A 16,081-nucleotide genomic window follows, 5' to 3' on the forward strand; every position below is an offset into this window, starting at 1 on the left:
CGGTTCTCCTCTACTTCTTCTGGTCGTGCGGCTGGTCTGGTGGCAGTGCGCGGTTGAAGCGGCTGAAGGTGAGATAGATCCCCAGCGCCGCGCCGATCAAGATCCCGATCGCGACGACGAACCCGGTCCCGAGCCATCGGTCCACCAGCCACCCCAGGACGCCGTAGAACGCGACCCCGGAGACGATGTACCCGAAGGCGTGCCACGGGTCGCCCTTCGGGCGCTCGCCCTGAGGTCGAGCCGACGGATCCTGCTGACTCATTGCGAACCGGAGGATAGCAGTCGAGTTTGGTCACCGATCCCACCCCTCCGCCGACGTGGACGCCGCCCCGGCGGGACGGTGCTCGGGCAGGTCGTAGATCGGGATCCGGCGGCTCGTCGAGAGCACGACCTGGACCACCATCCACCCCAGGGTGCCGGCGATCACGGTGCCGCCGAGCCAGGCGCGGTCGATCGTCTCGTCGAGCAGTCCCGATCCCGACAGCGCGACGAAGGCCAGCGCCATCGCGACCACCTGGAGCGTGTAGGTCAGCAGCGCCACGAGCAGCGACGCCGCGGGCAGCAGGGCGGCCACGGCGTTCACCGTGAACGTGCCGAAGCCGAAGACGGCCACCACGAGGACGGTGCCGACCAGGGCGCCGTACGCCGCGGCCGAGCCGGCCGTCAGCGCGCCGAGCAGCGCCGCGGCCAGGCCGAGAAGGGCCGTCGCCGACGCCGTCCGCACGAGCGCAGCCGTCCCCCGGTCGCGAGGTGCGGAGCGGGTGTCGGTCGTCATGTCGGCGGCCGTTCGTCGAGGGTGATGGTCGAGCGCCCGGCGTTCCTGGAGAGCGCTTGTGAAAAGTAGCACAAAGTCCCCGTGGGCGAGAAAACGCCCCCCGACACTCGGACCCGGGGTCTAGATCTGCATGCCCGGCTGGTCGGGCAGCTCGGGGCGGCGCAGGCGCGGCAGCAGGAAGGTCGCGGCGACGGTCACGGCCGCCATCGCCGCGACGGTCGCCCACATCCACGACTCGTCGCTGGCCAGGCTCATCAGCACCGTGCCGAAGGCCACCAGCGCGGCCCACAGGTACATGATCAGCACCGCCCGGCGGTGCGAGTGGCCGATCTCGAGCAGCCGGTGGTGCAGGTGCTGCTTGTCGGGGGCGAACGGCGACCGGCCGGCCCGGGTGCGGCGTACGACGGCGAGGACCAGGTCGAGGATCGGCACGATCAGGATCGAGACCGGCAGCAACAGCGGGAGCAGCGTCGGCAGGAAGCTCGCCTGTGAGCCCGCGGCACCGGCCGTGATCTGGCTGGGCGTGAACTGGCCGGTCAGCGTCACCGTGCTCGCCGAGAGCACCAGGCCGATCAGCATCGAGCCGCTGTCGCCCATGAAGAGGCGCGCCTGGTGGAAGTTGTGGGGCAGGAAGCCGATGCACGCCCCGGCCAGCGAGGCGCTGAGCAGGGCGCCGGTGGTCGCCAGCGAGACGTTGTTGAAGTCGGCCAGCGAGTAGCAGAAGACGAAGTAGGCGAGTGCGCCGATGCCGACGACCCCGGCGGCGAGGCCGTCGAGGCCGTCGACGAAGTTCACGGCGTTCACCGTCGCCACGACCACGAACCCGGTCAGCAGCGCGCCCTGGGAGCCGTCCAGCACGAACTGGGTGCCGTCGCTGCCCGGGAAGAAGACGTACTGGATGCCGAACGCGATCAGGAAGCCGGCGGCGAGCACCTGGCCGCCGAGCTTGGTGAGGGCGTCGAGCTCGAAGAGGTCGTCGAGCACGCCGACCGCGCAGATCAGCGCGCCGGCGATGAGCACGATGCCGGCGTCGCGGAAGACGAACGGCTGGCTGGTCGACAGGAAGGGCAGCTGCCGCGCCACGACGTACGCCGCCACCAAGCCGCCCAGCATCGCCAGCCCGCCGAGGTAGGGGATCGGTACGGCGTGCACGTCGCGGTCGCGGACCTTCGCGACCGCCCCGGTGCGCAGCGCGATCTCACGGGCGATCACCGTGAGCAGGTACGTCGCCGCCGCGGCGACCAGGAAGACGAGGAGGTACTCCCGCACCGCCTCAGCCTTCGTCCGTCAACGCGGTGCCGAGGGGTTCGAGGACCTCGTTGAGCCGGTCGAGCGACAGCGCGCCCCGGCGCAGGATCCGGCCGCGGTCGCCGGTGCAGTCGACGATCGTGGACGCCTCGCCACCGGGACTCGCACCGGAGTCGACGACGACGGACACCTCGTCGCCGAGCATCTCGACCGCCTGGTCGGCGTCGGTCGCGGCGGGCATCCCGGACTTGTTGGCCGAGCTGACGGCGAGCGGGCCGGTGCGCTCGAGGATGGCCAGCGCCACCGGGTGGTCCGGCATCCGCACGGCGACCGTGCCGCGGGTGTCGCCGAGGTCCCACTGCAGCGAGGTCTGCTGGTGGCAGACCACGGTGAGCGGGCCCGGCCAGAACTCCTCGACGAGGGCGCGGGCGTAGCCGGGCACCCGCACGGCCAGCGCGTCGAGCGTGGTCGCGGCGCTGACCAGCACCGGCGGCGGCATCTCGCGGCCCCGGCCCTTCGCGGCCAGCAGCTCGCGGACCGCGGCCGGGTCGAACGCGTCGGCGCCGACGCCGTACACGGTGTCGGTGGGCAGCACGACGAGCTCGCCCTGCTGCACGGCCAGGGCGGCCGCCTCGACGGCCGCCTCCCGCTCCTCCTCGGACGTCGTCGGGTAGCGCTCCACAGAGGTCATCGTGCCAGCCGGGCCGTGGTGAACCGTGCGCGACCTGCCAGGTCGTGGTGGTCTCGTACGTCGACCCAGCGCCCGGTCGCGGTCAGCACGGCCGGCGCCGACTCCCCCTGCACGTCGGCGTGCTCGAAGCCGAGCAGCCCGCCGGGTCGCAGCAGTCGCGCCGCCCGGTGGGCCAGCACCCGGATCGCGTCGAGGCCGTCGGCGCCGGAGAACAGCGCCAGGTGCGGATCGTGGTCGCGTGCCTCCGGGGCGACCGACTCCCAGGCCTCGAGCGGGATGTACGGCGGGTTGCAGGTCACCACGTCGACGGTGCCGAGCAGGTCGTCGAACGCCGTCGCGAAGTCGCCCTGGCGCAGGTCGACGCCGGTGCCGGCCAGGTTGCGCTCGGCCCAGGCGTACGCCGGCTCGTCGAGCTCGACCGCGTGCACCCGCGCACCGGGCACCTCGTCGGCGACCGCCTTGGCGACCGCCCCCGATCCGGTGCACAGGTCGACCACGACGCTGCCGGGCCCGGCGTGCTCGATCGCCCAGCCCGCCAGCAGCTCGGTCTCCGGGCGCGGCACGAACACCCCCGGACCGACGGCGAGCTCGACGTGGCGGAACCACGCCACGCCGGTCAGGTGCTGCAGCGGCTCACGGGCGGCCCGGCGGGCCACCAGCACGTCGTACTCCCCCGCCGCCGCGTCGGACACGTCGTCGACGAGCGGCAGCCGGCTGCGCGTGGTGCCGAGCACGTGGGCGAGCAGCTCCGCCGCGTCGTGCTCGGGGCTGGCGACGCCCGACTCGCGGAGGCGGGCGGCGGCGCCGGAGACCAGCTCCCGGGGCCGGATCACCACCGGCTCACGACTCCAGCGCGGCGAGCCGCTGCTCGAGGTCGGCCTCGACGCAGGTGTCGAGCACCGGCTGCAGGTCGCCGTCGAGCACCTGGTCGAGGTTGTAGGCCTTGTAGCCGGTGCGGTGGTCGGAGATCCGGTTCTCCGGGAAGTTGTAGGTGCGGATCCGCTCCGAGCGGTCGACGGTGCGCACCTGGCTGCGGCGGGCCTCGCCGGCCTCGGCGTCGGCGGCGTCCTGGGCGGCCTGGAGCAGCCGCGAGCGCAGGATGCGCAGCGCCTGCTCCTTGTTCTGCAGCTGGCTCTTCTCGTTCTGGCAGCTGACGACGATGCCGGTCGGCACGTGGGTGATCCGCACGGCGGAGTCGGTGGTGTTGACGCTCTGGCCGCCCGGGCCGCTGGAGCGGAAGACGTCGATGCGCAGGTCGTGCTCGTCGACCTGGACGTCGACCTGCTCGGCCTCCGGCAGCACGAGGACGCCGGCGGCGCTGGTGTGCACCCGGCCCTGGGACTCGGTGACCGGCACGCGCTGCACGCGATGCACGCCGCCCTCGAACTTCAGCAGCGCGTACGGCGCCTCGCCTGGCTCGGGAGTGCCCTTGGCCTTCACCGCGACCGTGACCGACTTGTAGCCGCCGAGGTCGGACTCGGCCGCGTCCAGCACCTCGACCTTCCAGCCCCGGGCCTCGGCGTAGCGGGTGTACATGCGCAGCAGGTCACCGGCGAACAGCGCGGACTCCTCCCCGCCCTCCCCCGACTTCACCTCGAGGATCGCGTCCTTGTCGTCGGCCGGGTCGCGCGGCACCAGCATCCGACGCAGCCGCTCCTCGGCCTCGTGCCGGCCGGCGACCAGCTCCTCGGCCTCTTCCGCGAAGGCCGGGTCCTCCCCCGCCAGTTCACGGGCCGCCTCGAGGTCGTCGCCGAGCCGCTGCCAGTCCCGCCAGGCCCCGATGATCGACGACAGCGCGGCGTACCGCTGGTTGAGCTGCTTGGCGAGCCGCGCGTCGGCGTGCGTCTCGGGCGCCGCGAGGCGCCCCTCCAGCTCGGCGTGCTCGGCGAGCATGCCCTCCACTGCTTCGAACATCTTCATCTCTCGTAGTCCGGACTCAGGTTTCGCGACGAGCCGGCGACACCGGCTCCCTCAACCTCCCGGTCTGATCCTCGTCGCGCTTGCGCGACGAGGGACCGTGACATGACACGAGCGCCGGTCCCCGCACGTGGCGGGGACCGGCGCTCGAAGACAGCTACTTCTTGGCGTCGGCGGCCTTCTTGGCGTAGCGGGCCTCGAAGCGGGCGACGCGGCCACCGGTGTCGAGGATCTTCTGCTTGCCGGTGTAGAACGGGTGGCACTGCGAACAGACGTCGGCGTGGATGACGCCGGAGGTCGCGGTGCTGCGGGTGGTGAACTGGGCGCCACAGGTGCAGGTCACCTGGGTCTCCACGTACTCCGGGTGGATGTCCTTCTTCATGGTGTGTCCTCTCGATGGCCGCCGGGTCGCCGCACTCCCTGCGAGTGGAGCGTGAACCGGAGCCGACAGACGATTGTCGCACGCGGTGGAACGCATGAGTAATCGGAGACATTCCCGGCGCGAGGTGCCGTTCGGCGCCGCTGGTGCACCGAGCTGCCCGGCCCGCGTTCGGGTGCGCCGGGCGGCGGTGAGCCAGCAACCTGATGCGGGTGCCGGATGGTTGCTGACGCACCGCTGGGGCGGAGCCGCTGCCCCTACGGCGCGGGCTCGGCGACCCGCCCTGGCGGCTCGACGAGCTCGAGGTGCGGCGTGCCCGCCTGGGCCGGGAGCCGCACGGTGACGGTGGTGCCGACCCCCTCCTCGGAGTCGAAGAGCACGGCCCCGCCGTGGCGGTCGACGATGGTCTGCGTGATCCGGACGCCGAGTCCGGTGCCGGCGATCTCGTTGGTCACCGCGTTGGAGGCCCGGAAGAAGCGGGTGCCGAGCCGGTCGAGCTCCCCCGCCGGGATGCCGATGCCGCGGTCGGTGACGGCGACCTCGACCTGGCCGCGGTGCGCCGTGATCGCGACGTCGACGACGCCGTCGTCCTGGCTGAACTTCACCGCGTTGGTGACCACGTTCAGGAAGGCGCGGTGCAGCATCGCCCGGTCCGCGAGCACCGGGACCGGCAGGTCGGGGCACTTGACGCCGATCCGGATGCCCCGGCGGGCGGCGGTGATCTTCACGTCCATCACCACGTCGCGCACCAGGGCGGACAGGTCGACCGGCTCCATCTGCTGGCTGCTGCCCTCGGCGCGCTGGAGCGTGAGCAGGTCGTCGATCAGCATCTTGAGCCGGGCCACGTTGCGGCGGGTGGCGTCGAGCATCCGATCGTGCCGCGGCTCCAGCTGTCCCTCGAACTCCTCGGCCACCAGCTCGACGTAGCCGCTGATCGTCGTCAGGGGGGTGCGCAGCTCGTGGGAGACGTTCGCGACGAAGTCGTCCTTGGCGGTGTCGAGGGTGCGCAGCTCCCGCTGGATCCAGACCTCGACCGCCCGGGCCCGGTTCTGGGCGTCGGCCAGGTCGTTGAGGGCCTTCGCGACCGCTTGCACCTCCTTGGGTCCGGTCGGCTCGGCACGCACCTCATGGTCCCCGCGCGCCATCCGCTGCACGACCTTCTCGAGCGCCAGCAGCGGGGTCGAGAGCTCGCCGAGCAGGCGGCGCCGCTGCCGGGTCATGACCACCGCCGCGACGAACGCGACGAGCAGCACCGCGAGCACCGTGCCGCGCAGCCGGAGCGTGACGCCCTCGGTCGCGGATCGCACCCGGCTGTCGAACGCCGTCGTGGTGCCCCGGTGCGCGGTCCGGAACGCGTCGAACGCCGCGATCCCCCGCCGCATCTCACGCGGGCGGGTTCCAGCCCCGCCCTCGGCGGCGATCCGCGGCTCGGCGTACTGCTTGATCCAGGCGTGCGCCACCTGCTCCTGGCGTGCCACGGCCGCCTCGAGCGAGCGGTCCCCGACGGCGAAGGAGCGGACCTCCTTCTCGTGGGCGCTCAGCCGCAGCTCGGCCTGACGGTAGTCGTCGACGGAGTCGGGTACGCCGACGCTCGCCCACGCCTCGACGGCCGCGGACATGTCGGTGAGCTCCTGGTAGATCGCCTGGTTCGCCGCCGCGGCCGGCTCGAGCTCCTGGCTCAGCTCCTGGACGGCGACCGCGGACACGATCACCCCGGTCACGGCGACCAACGTGGCCAGCGCGCCGAACAGCCCGATCCGGGCCAGCACCGACGCCACCACGCGCGCGACCGGACGTCCAGTCATCCCAGCCACCCCCGTGCTCACCCCGGGTGCCCCAGGGCACCGTCCCCGCGGAGCAGGCTACTGGCGTGGGCCGGGCGCGAACGCCACAGACCCGCGACCTTGCGGCTACCTAGCGGCAACCGGCGGACGACCATCTGTCGACGCGCCCGGTCGGCCTTCGCGGTCAGCCGGAGCGGCTCAGCAGCGCCTGGACCCGGGAGGCCAGCTCGCGGGGGCTGAACGGCTTGGTGATGTAGTCGTCGGCGCCGGAGTCGAAGCCGGTCTCGACGTCCGACTCCTGGGCGCGGGCCGTCAGCAGGATCACCGGCAGGTCGGCCAGCGCCGCGTCCGCCCGGATCTCCCGGATCGCGTCCAGCCCGGACACTCCCGGCATCATCACGTCGAGCACCGCGAGGTCGGGTCGCTCGGCACGACAGGCGTCGAGCGCCGCCCCGCCGTCGGCCACCGCGACTACGTCATGCCCGAGGGTCGAGAGCTTGAACTCGACGAGCTCGCGGATGTCGACGTCGTCGTCCGCGACCAGGATCCGAGCCACGCGGGTCCCCTTCCGTTCTGCTGTGCGCTGTCACCCTAGCCCGAGCGGCGCCGTTCCCACGCCGCTCGGGTCGTCGCCGGACCGGTCACTCCTCCCGACCGGACACGGTCGGGGTGGTCGTCTGGACCTGCATCAGGAACTCGATGTTGGTCTGTGACTTCTTCAGCCGCTCCAGCAGCAGCTCGAGGGCCTGCTGGCCATCGAGGGAGCTGAGCACGCGGCGCAGCTTCCAGACGATCGCGAGCTCCTCCTTGCTCATCAGGAGCTCCTCGCGGCGGGTGCCGGACTGGACCGCGTCGATCGCCGGGAAGAGCCGCTTGTCGGCGAAGTCGCGACGCAGCCGGATCTCCATGTTGCCGGTGCCCTTGAACTCCTCGAAGATCACCTCGTCCATCTTCGAGCCGCTCTCGATGAGCGCGGTCGCGAGGATGGTCAGCGAGCCGCCGTCCTCGATGTTGCGGGCCGCGCCGAAGAACTTCTTCGGCGGGTAGAGCGCAGCGGAGTCGACGCCGCCGGAGAGGATCCGGCCGCTCGCCGGCGCGGCGAGGTTGTAGGCCCGGCCGAGGCGGGTGATGCCGTCGAGCAGCACCACGACGTCGTGGCCGAGCTCGACGAGCCGCTTGGCCCGCTCGATCGCGAGCTCCGCCACGGTCGTGTGGTCGCTCGGCGGCCGGTCGAACGTCGAGGAGATCACCTCGCCCTTGACCGAGCGCTCGAAGTCGGTGACCTCCTCGGGGCGCTCGTCGACCAGCACCACCATCAGGTGGCACTCCGGGTTGTTGGTCGTGATCGACTTCGCGATCGACTGCAGGATCATCGTCTTGCCGGCCTTCGCCGGGGACACGATCAGGCCGCGCTGCCCCTTGCCGATCGGGGCCGCGATGTCGATGACCCGGCCGATCATGTTCTCGGGCCCGGTCTCCAGGCGCAGCCGCTCGGAGGGGTAGAGCGGGGTCAGCTTGGCGAACTCCACCCGGTGCTTCGCCGCCTCGGGGTCGGCACCGTTGACGGCGTCGATGCGGACCATCGGGTTGAACTTCTCCCGGCGCTCACCCTCCCGGGGCTGGCGCACCTGGCCGACGATCGCGTCGCCGCGGCGCAGCCCGAACTTGCGCACGATCGAGAGCGACACGTACACGTCGTCGGCACCCGCAAGGTAGCCGCTGGTGCGCACGAACGCGTAGTTGTCGAGCACGTCGAGGATGCCGGCCGCCGGGACCAGGACGTCGTCCTCGAGGATCGTGGTGTCCGGCTCGTTGCGGCCACCGACAGTGCGGTTCCGGTCGCGACCGCGGCGGCGCCGGTTGCGGCGGCCGCTGCCGTCGTCGTCGCCGTCGTCACCGTCGCCGTGCTGCTGGTGCCGGTCCTGGGACGGCTGGGCCTGGCGGTCCTGCTGCTGGCGGTCCTGCTGCTGGCGGTCCTGCTGCTGGCGATCCTGCTGCTGGCGGTCCTGCCGGCTCTGCTGCTTGCCGTCCTGCTGCTTGCCGTCCTGCTGCTTGCCGTCCTGCTGCTTGCCGTCCTGCTGCTTGTCCTGCTTGGCGTCCTGCTGCTTCTCTCGCTGCTGGTCCCGCTGCTGGTCCGCACCGCGCTCGCGCCGGGCCTGCCGCGGCTGGCCCGACTGGCCCGCCTGGTCCGCGGACTTCTCCCGCGAGCGCTCCGGCTTGTCCTGCTGCCGGTCCTGCTGCCGGTCCTGCTGCCGGTCCTGCTGCCGGTCCTGCTGCCGGTCCTGCTGCTGGTCCTGCTGCTGGTCCTGCTGCGGGTCGTGCTGGGGGCGCTCCGGCTCCCGCTTCTCCTGCCGCGGGCGCTCCGGCTTCTCCTGCTCCCGCCGGGGCTGGTCCTGCGGCTGGTCCTGGCGCGGCTGACCGCCGCCGCTCTGGTGGGCCTTGATGGCCTCGACCAGCTGGGCCTTCTTCATCGAGCCCGAGCCCGAGATCCCCAGCCCCGCGGCCATCGACTTCAGGTCCGCGATGAGCATGGAGTTGAGCCCGGCACCGCGCTTCCTCGCCGGCTTGCTCCCCGGCTGCTCGTCTGATGCGCCGGTGGTGGCTTCGATGGTCTCCGTCACGTGAGGTCCTTCCCACGTATCACTGCCGAGCCGGCCTCGGGCCGGCGGCTTCTGGTCATTGGTTCCTCACCCGTCGCGGCGTGGGTTCACGAGGCGGGCGGGCATGAGAGCGGCAGAGCGCCGCGAACGAGGAAGAGGGTGCACGATGCCGGCTGCTGGACCGGCGGTGCCACGCCGAGTGATCCGGCGCGGTCCCAAGATACCACCGGGTCGGGCCGCACGTTCAGGTAAGGCGGGCGCCGGTCGTCTCGATGTCCAGCAGGTGGCCGACCCAGCCTCGCGGGCATCGCGCCCGCAGCGCCTCCGCCCCGGCCGCGTCGGTGAACGCCAGCACCGTCGGTCCCGCCCCGGAGACCAGGGCTGCGACACCGTCGGCCCGGAGCAGGTCGACGAGGTCGAGCGAGTCCGGCATCGCCGGGCGACGGTACTGCTGGTGCAGGTAGTCCCGGGTCGCCCGCAGCAGCTGCTCGGGCTGCCCGGCGAGCGCGGCGACCAACAGGGCAGAGCGGCCGGCGGCCGCCGCCGCGTCGGCGTGCGGCACCTCGGCGGGCAGCAGTCCGCGGGCCACCTCGGTCGAGACCGACGACGGCGGCACGAAGGCCACCGCCTGCACCCGCGGGTCGACCGCCGCGGAGACCGCGAAGAACTCATGGTCCTCGTCACACCCGGAGATCGTGAAGCCGCCGAAGAACGCCGGCGCGACGTTGTCGGGGTGGCCCTCCATCCGCGCGGCCAGCCGGAAGAGCGCCTGGTCGTCCGCGAGCAGCGAGCCGCCCGCGACGAGCCCGCGGGCCAGCGTCACGCCGGCCACGATGGCCGCCGACGAGGAGCCGAGGCCGCGCGCGTGGGGGATCACGTTCGCGCAGGTCAGCCGGAGCCCCGGCGGCTGCGCCCCCATCAGGTCGAAGGCGGCGCGCATCGCGCGCACGACCAGGTGCGACTCGTCGCGGGGCACGTCCTCGGCACCCGCGCCGGTCACCTCGACCTCGAGTCCCGACCCGATCACCTCGGCGGTCAGCTCGTCGCGCAGCGAGAGCGCGAGCCCGAGCGAGTCGAAGCCGGGACCGAGGTTGGCCGACGTCGCGGGGACCGTGACCCGCACCGGGCCGTCGACGAAGGTCGCCACCTGTGCACCCGGCCGTCAGGCCAGACCGGCGGCCTCCGCCGCCGCCGTGACGTCGGCGTCGACCACGGTGTCGACGATGCTGTGGCCGCTCTCCGCGAAGCCCTCCAGGGCGGTCGCGGTGTCCTTGAGCCCGTGCCCGGTGACCGTGATCGCCACGGTGCTGCCGCGGTACGACGCCCCGCCGGCGAGCTCCTGGAGCAGCCCGGCGACGCCGGCCGCCGAGGCCGGCTCGACGAACACCCCGTCGCGCGCCGCGAGCTCGCGCTGCGCGGCCAGGATCTGGTCGTCGGTGACCGCCGCGAAGGAGCCGCCGGACTCGTCGCGGGCGGCCTCGGCCAGCTTCCACGACGCAGGGTTGCCGATCCGGATCGCCGTGGCCCGGGTCTCCGGGTCGGGGAACGGCGCACCGGTGACCAGCGGTGCCGCACCGGCGGCCTGGAAACCGCGCATCACCGGGGTCTTCGTGGCGGCGCCCGCGTCGGCGTACTGCGTGTAGCCGAGCCAGTACGCCGAGATGTTGCCGGCGTTGCCGACCGGCAGCAGGTGGTAGTCGGGGGCGTCGCCGAGGAAGTCGACGATCTCGAACGCCGCGGTCTTCTGGCCCTCGAGCCGGACCGGGTTGACGGAGTTGACCAGCGCCACTGGGTAGTCCCACGACAGCCCCTTGGCCATCGCCAGGCAGTCGTCGAAGTTGCCGCGCACCATGATCACCTGGGCGCCGTGCAGGATCGCCTGCGCCATCTTGCCGGCCGCGATCTTGCCCTCGGGCACGAGCACGAGCGGCTTGAGGCCGGCCTTCGCGGCGTACGCCGCCATCGAGGCGGAGGTGTTGCCGGTGGAGGCGCAGACGACCGCCTGGGCGCCGTCGTGCTTGGCGACGGAGATCGCGGCGGTCATGCCACGGTCCTTGAAGGAGCCGGTGGGGTTGTCGCCCTCGACCTTGAGCCACACCTCGGCGCCGGTCAGCCCGGACAGCCACTCGGAGTGGACCATCGGTGTGCCACCCTCGCGGAGCGTGATCGCGACCGTGCCCTCGGGGATCTGGAGCAGCGGTCGGTACTCCTCGATGACGCCACGCCACTGGTGGGTCCGCTGGATGCTCACTCCGCGACTCCCTCGACGCGCATCACCGAGGTGACCTCACGGACCGCCGGCATCCCGCGCAGCGTCTCGACGGTCGCCGCCAGCTGCGCGTCGGTCGACTCGTGCGAGACGACGACGAGCTGCGCGTCGGCACCGCGGCCCTCCTGGCGCACGGTCTGGATCGAGACGCCGTGCTCGGCGAACGCGGTCGCGACCGACGCGAGCACGCCCGCCCGGTCGTCGACGTCGATCGCGACGTGGTAGCGGGTGACGGTCTCCCCCATCGGCAGCACCGCCCGGTCGGCGTACGCCGACTCGCCGGCGCCGCGGGTGTCGGCGAGCCGGTTGCGGGCGACCGTGACCAGGTCGCCGAGCACCGCCGACGCCGTCGGCGCGCCACCGGCGCCGGGGCCGTAGAACATCAGCTGGCCGGCCGCCTCGGACTCCACGAACACCGCGTTGTAGGCCTCGCGGACCGAGGCGAGCGGGTGCGACCGGGGGATCATCGCCGGGTGGACGCGCACGGAGACCGCGTCGTCCCCACCCACCCCGTCCCTCAGCTCGCAGATGGCGAGCAGCTTCACGACGCTGTTCATGTCGCGCGCGGAGGCGACGTCGGCGGCGGTGACGTCGGAGATGCCCTCGCGGTGCACGTCGTTGGCGGTGACCCGCGAGTGGAAGGCCAGCGACGCCAGGATCGCGGCCTTGGCCGCGGCGTCGAAGCCCTCGACGTCCGCCGTGGGGTCCGCCTCGGCGTACCCCAGCTCCTGAGCCTCCTCGAGCGCCTCGGTGAAGCCGGCGCCGGAGGTGTCCATCCGGTCGAGGATGAAGTTCGTGGTGCCGTTGACGATGCCGAGCACCCGGGTCACCCTGTCGCCGGCGAGCGACTCGCGCAGCGGACGCAGGATCGGGATCGCGCCGGCGACCGCGGCCTCGTAGTAGAGGTCGCGGCCGACCTTCTCGGCGGCCTCGAAGAGCGTCGGGCCGTCCTCGGCGAGCAGCGCCTTGTTGGCGGTCACCACGGACTTGCCGCTCTCGAGGGCCGCGAGGATCAGCGAGCGCGCGGGCTCGATGCCACCGATCACCTCGATGACCAGGTCGACGTCGTCGCGCGTGACCAACGCCGTGGCGTCGGTGGTCAGCAGGCCGTCGGGCACCTCGACCTCGCGGGGCGCCTCGAGCCGGCGTACGGCGACGCCGGCCAGCTCCACCGGTGCTCCGACGCGGGCCGCCAGGTCATCGGCCTGCTCGTCGAGCAGGCGCACCACCTGGGAGCCCACCGAGCCGCAGCCCAGCACTGCCACCCGCAGTCGATCGGGCACAGCAGGCTTGTCGCTCTCCATTACAAATCACCCATGTCCGTTGCCAACAGGTCGTCCTCAGTCTCGCGGCGTACGACGACGCGCGCGACCCCGTCCCGCACCGCGACCACCGGCGGCCGCAGGGCGTGGTTGTAGTTGGAGGCCATCGAACGGCAGTACGCACCGGTGCCGGGCACGGCGAGCAGGTCGCCGGGGCGCACGTCACCGGGCAGGAACTCGTCCTTGACCACGATGTCGCCGGCCTCGCAGTGCTTCCCGACGACCCGGGCCAGCACCGGAGGGGCGTCGGAGGCGCGCGAGGCCAGCGTGCAGGAGTAGTCGGCGTCGTAGAGGGCGGTGCGGATGTTGTCGCTCATCCCGCCGTCGACGCTGACGTAGGTGCGCACGGCGCCGCCGTCGAGCTGGACCGGCTTAACCGTGCCCACGGTGTAGACCGTGCACATCGCGGGGCCGACGATCGCCCGGCCCGGCTCGATCGAGAGCCGCGGCTCGGGGATGCCGAGCGCCCGGCACTCGTGCTCGACGATCTTGCTCATCTCGGTCGCCAGCTGCGCCGGGTCGGCCGGGTCGTCCTGCGTGGTGTAGGCGATGCCGAAGCCGCCGCCCAGGTCCATCTCGGGCAGCGTCACGCCGAGCTCGTCGCTGACCCGGGCCTGCAGGGCGAGCACCCGGCGGGCCGCGACCTCGAAGCCGGCCGAGTCGAAGATCTGGCTGCCGATGTGGGAGTGCAGGCCGAGCAGCTCGATGCCCGGGGCGGCGAGCACACGGCGTACCGCCTCGAACGCCTGACCGTTGGTGATCGACAGGCCGAACTTCTGGTCCTCATGGGCGGTGGCGATGTACTCGTGGGTGTGCGCCTCGACGCCGGCGGTGACCCGGATCATCACCCGGGCGGTCGCACCGTCACCGGTGATCGACTCCAGCCGCTCGATCTCGTCGAAGGAGTCGACGACGATCCGCCCGATGCCGGCGGCGACCGCGCGGCGCAGCTCGCTGAGCGTCTTGTTGTTGCCGTGGTAGCCGATCCGGGCCGGATCGACCCCGGCTCGCAGCGCCACGGTCAGCTCCCCCGCTGAGCAGACGTCGAGGCAGAGCCCCTCCTCCTGGATCCAGCGTGCGACCGCGGTGCAGAGGAACGCCTTGCCGGCGTAGAAGACGTCGTACGCCGCGAACGCGTCGCGGAAGGCCCGGGCCCGGGCCCGGAAGTCCGCTTCGTCGAGGACGTACGCCGGGGTGTTCACGTTCGCGACCAGGTCGGGCACCGCGAGTCCGCCGACGTGGAGCTCGCCGTCGACCTTGTGGGCGGTCTGCGACCACAGGTGCGGGACCAGGTCGTTGACGTCACCGGGCTCGCGCAGCCACGAAGGACCGCGGAGCGCTCCGGGCGCGTGCGCCCAGCCTGCCTCGTGGGTCATCTACATCCGCCCTCTACATCCGCTCGGGTGCACTGACGCCGAGCAGGCCGAGGCCGTTGGCGAGCACGGTCTGGGCCGCCACCGTCAGCACGAGCCTCGCCTGGTTGATCGGCGCGACCGGCTCGTCGCCCTGCGGCAGCATCCGGCACTCGCGGGTGTCGTACCACTTGTTGAACACCGCCGCGAGGTCCTCGAGGTACCGCGCGACCCGGTGCGGCGCACGCAGCTCGGCGGCCGCGGTGACGACCCGTGGGAACTCCGCCAGGGCGCGCAGCAGATCGCCCTCCCGCTCGTGGGAGAGCAGCGCGGGGTCGAAGGACGCCACGGCGCCGGCGAGCTCCATGCCGAGGTCGGCGGCGTTCTCCACCATCCGGCAGGTGCGTGCGTGCGCGTACTGCACGTAGTAGACCGGGTTGTCGTTGGTCGCCCTGGCCCACAGCTCCAGGTCGAGGTCGATGTTGACGTCGCTGGAGTAGCGGGCGAGCGCATAGCGGCCGGCGTCGACGCCGATGGCGCCCACCAGGTCGTCGATGGTCACCACGGTCCCGGCACGCTTCGACATCCGCATCGGCTGGCCGTCGCGCAGCAGGTTGACCATCTGCCCGATCAGGATCTCCAGGTTGACGCCGGGCTCGTCGCCGAACGCGGCGCACATCGCCATCATCCGGGCTACGTAGCCGTGGTGGTCGGCGCCCAGCATGATCAGGCAGCGGTCGAAGCCGCGCTCGCGCTTGTCGAGGTAGTAGGCGAGGTCGCCGGACAGGTACGCGCCCTGGCCGTCGGACTTGATGACCACCCGGTCCTTGTCGTCACCGAACTTCTCGGTGGCCAGCCAGGTCGCCCCGTCCTTCTCGTAGATGTTGCCGAGCTCGCGCAGTCGCGCCACGGCCCGCTCGACCGCACCGGACTTGTGCAGCTCGTCCTCGTGGAAGAAGACGTCGAAGTCGACGCCGAAGTCGTGCAGCGACTTCTTGATCTCGCCGAACATCATGTCGACGCCCACAGCGCGGAAGACCTCCTGCGGGTCCTCGGCCTCGAGGGCGTCGGGGCGCTCGGTCAGGACGGCGGCGGCGATGTCGTGGATGTACTGCCCGCCGTACCCGTCCTCCGGGGCCGGCTCGTGGCGAGCGGCCGCGAGCAGCGAGCTGCTGAAGCGGTCGATCTGGCTGCCGTGGTCGTTGAAGTAGTACTCGCGCGTCACCGAGGCGCCCGACATCTCGAAGATCCGGCCGAGCGCGTCGCCGACCGCCGCCCAGCGGACGCCGCCGATGTGGATCGGGCCGGTCGGGTTGGCCGAGACGAACTCCAGGTTGACCTTCTCACCGGCGAAGGCGTCGTTGGCACCGTACGCCGCGCCCGCCTCGACGATCCGGGCCGCGACGACGCCCTGGGCGCCCGCCGCGACGGTGATGTTGAGGAAGCCGGGCCCGGCGATCTCGACCGCGGCGACGCCGTCGACCTGCTCCAGACGCTGCTGGACGAGCTCGGCGAAGGCCCGCGGGTTCAGCCCCGCCTTCTTGCCGAGCTGCAGGGCGACGTTGGTGGCGTAGTCGCCGTGCCCCTTCTGTCGCGGGCGCTCCACCGTCACGGTCGTGGGGACGCCGTCCGGCAGGGTGATCGCACCCTCGGTGGACAGCGTCGTCAGAACGTCGACGATCGCGGTGGAGAGCTGCTCGGGAGTCACCGGGCAAGGGTATCGGCGCGACCGGCCCGCTCTCGC

15 protein-coding genes are annotated in these 16,081 nt (G+C 72.3%); all 15 read right to left on the reverse strand.

Going from position 1 to position 16,081, the window contains the following annotated elements; all coding sequences use genetic code 11:
• Positions 1-10: 10 nt before the first annotated feature.
• On the reverse strand, positions 11-262 hold the full coding sequence (locus FHU40_RS02700; RefSeq protein ID WP_183590739.1) for an AtpZ/AtpI family protein: 252 nt from the start codon (positions 260-262) through the stop codon (positions 11-13).
• A gap of 30 nt (positions 263-292) precedes the next feature.
• Entirely contained in the window at positions 293-775 is a 483-nt protein-coding gene (locus FHU40_RS02705; RefSeq protein ID WP_183590740.1) for a hypothetical protein, read from the reverse strand.
• A 120-nt stretch (positions 776-895) separates the two neighbouring features.
• Complete coding sequence (locus tag FHU40_RS02710; RefSeq protein WP_183590741.1) at positions 896-2,044, reverse strand: MraY family glycosyltransferase; 1,149 nt, start codon at positions 2,042-2,044, stop codon at positions 896-898.
• A gap of 4 nt (positions 2,045-2,048) precedes the next feature.
• On the reverse strand, positions 2,049-2,714 hold the full coding sequence (locus FHU40_RS02715; RefSeq protein ID WP_183590742.1) for an L-threonylcarbamoyladenylate synthase: 666 nt from the start codon (positions 2,712-2,714) through the stop codon (positions 2,049-2,051).
• Complete coding sequence (gene prmC / locus FHU40_RS02720; protein ID WP_183590743.1) at positions 2,711-3,547, reverse strand: peptide chain release factor N(5)-glutamine methyltransferase; 837 nt, start codon at positions 3,545-3,547, stop codon at positions 2,711-2,713. The genes FHU40_RS02715 and prmC overlap by 4 nt, the downstream gene beginning before the upstream one ends.
• A 7-nt stretch (positions 3,548-3,554) precedes the next feature.
• Positions 3,555-4,628 carry a peptide chain release factor 1 gene (gene prfA, locus FHU40_RS02725; protein WP_183590744.1) on the reverse strand — a complete coding sequence of 358 codons (1,074 nt, stop codon included), beginning with the start codon at positions 4,626-4,628 and terminating at the stop codon, positions 3,555-3,557.
• A 160-nt stretch (positions 4,629-4,788) separates the two neighbouring features.
• Entirely contained in the window at positions 4,789-5,013 is a 225-nt protein-coding gene (gene rpmE, locus FHU40_RS02730; protein ID WP_183590745.1) for a 50S ribosomal protein L31, read from the reverse strand.
• Positions 5,014-5,267: 254 nt separating this feature from the next.
• Positions 5,268-6,815 (reverse strand): sensor histidine kinase, encoded by a 1,548-nt coding sequence (locus tag FHU40_RS02735; protein WP_183590746.1) that lies wholly within the window; start codon positions 6,813-6,815, stop codon positions 5,268-5,270.
• Positions 6,816-6,978: 163 nt separating this feature from the next.
• The gene (locus FHU40_RS02740; RefSeq protein ID WP_183590747.1) at positions 6,979-7,350 is read right to left on the reverse strand and encodes a response regulator transcription factor; all 372 of its coding nucleotides are present in this window, start codon (positions 7,348-7,350) and stop codon (positions 6,979-6,981) included.
• Between the two features lie 85 nt (positions 7,351-7,435).
• On the reverse strand, positions 7,436-9,415 hold the full coding sequence (gene rho, locus FHU40_RS02745) for a transcription termination factor Rho (protein ID WP_183590748.1): 1,980 nt from the start codon (positions 9,413-9,415) through the stop codon (positions 7,436-7,438).
• 223 nt (positions 9,416-9,638) lie between these two features.
• Complete coding sequence (gene thrB / locus FHU40_RS02750) at positions 9,639-10,541, reverse strand: homoserine kinase (protein WP_183590749.1); 903 nt, start codon at positions 10,539-10,541, stop codon at positions 9,639-9,641.
• A 15-nt stretch (positions 10,542-10,556) separates the two neighbouring features.
• The gene (thrC, locus tag FHU40_RS02755) at positions 10,557-11,645 is read right to left on the reverse strand and encodes a threonine synthase (protein WP_215526984.1); all 1,089 of its coding nucleotides are present in this window, start codon (positions 11,643-11,645) and stop codon (positions 10,557-10,559) included.
• On the reverse strand, positions 11,642-12,967 hold the full coding sequence (locus FHU40_RS02760; RefSeq protein WP_183590750.1) for a homoserine dehydrogenase: 1,326 nt from the start codon (positions 12,965-12,967) through the stop codon (positions 11,642-11,644). Before FHU40_RS02760 ends, thrC begins: the two co-directional genes overlap by 4 nt.
• Positions 12,967-14,361 carry a diaminopimelate decarboxylase gene (gene lysA / locus FHU40_RS02765; RefSeq protein WP_183590751.1) on the reverse strand — a complete coding sequence of 465 codons (1,395 nt, stop codon included), beginning with the start codon at positions 14,359-14,361 and terminating at the stop codon, positions 12,967-12,969. Before lysA ends, FHU40_RS02760 begins: the two co-directional genes overlap by 1 nt.
• A 13-nt stretch (positions 14,362-14,374) precedes the next feature.
• A complete protein-coding gene (argS, locus tag FHU40_RS02770) occupies positions 14,375-16,045 on the reverse strand; it encodes an arginine--tRNA ligase (RefSeq protein WP_183590752.1) in 1,671 nt (556 codons plus the stop codon).
• Between the last annotated feature and the right edge of the window lie 36 nt (positions 16,046-16,081).

Source organism: Nocardioides soli, assembly GCF_014191495.1.
GTDB classification, from domain to species: Bacteria; Actinomycetota; Actinomycetes; order Propionibacteriales; family Nocardioidaceae; genus Nocardioides; species Nocardioides soli.

Coding starts and splice junctions, on each gene's coding strand:
- FHU40_RS02700 (WP_183590739.1), bottom strand. CDS start 262: ATGAGTCAGCAGGATCCGTCGGCTCGACCTCAGGGCGAGCGCCCGAAG.
- FHU40_RS02705 (WP_183590740.1), bottom strand. CDS start 775: ATGACGACCGACACCCGCTCCGCACCTCGCGACCGGGGGACGGCTGCG.
- FHU40_RS02715 (WP_183590742.1), bottom strand. CDS start 2,714: ATGACCTCTGTGGAGCGCTACCCGACGACGTCCGAGGAGGAGCGGGAG.
- prfA (WP_183590744.1), bottom strand. CDS start 4,628: ATGTTCGAAGCAGTGGAGGGCATGCTCGCCGAGCACGCCGAGCTGGAG.
- rpmE (WP_183590745.1), bottom strand. CDS start 5,013: ATGAAGAAGGACATCCACCCGGAGTACGTGGAGACCCAGGTGACCTGC.
- FHU40_RS02735 (WP_183590746.1), bottom strand. CDS start 6,815: ATGACTGGACGTCCGGTCGCGCGCGTGGTGGCGTCGGTGCTGGCCCGG.
- FHU40_RS02760 (WP_183590750.1), bottom strand. CDS start 12,967: ATGGAGAGCGACAAGCCTGCTGTGCCCGATCGACTGCGGGTGGCAGTG.
- lysA (WP_183590751.1), bottom strand. CDS start 14,361: ATGACCCACGAGGCAGGCTGGGCGCACGCGCCCGGAGCGCTCCGCGGT.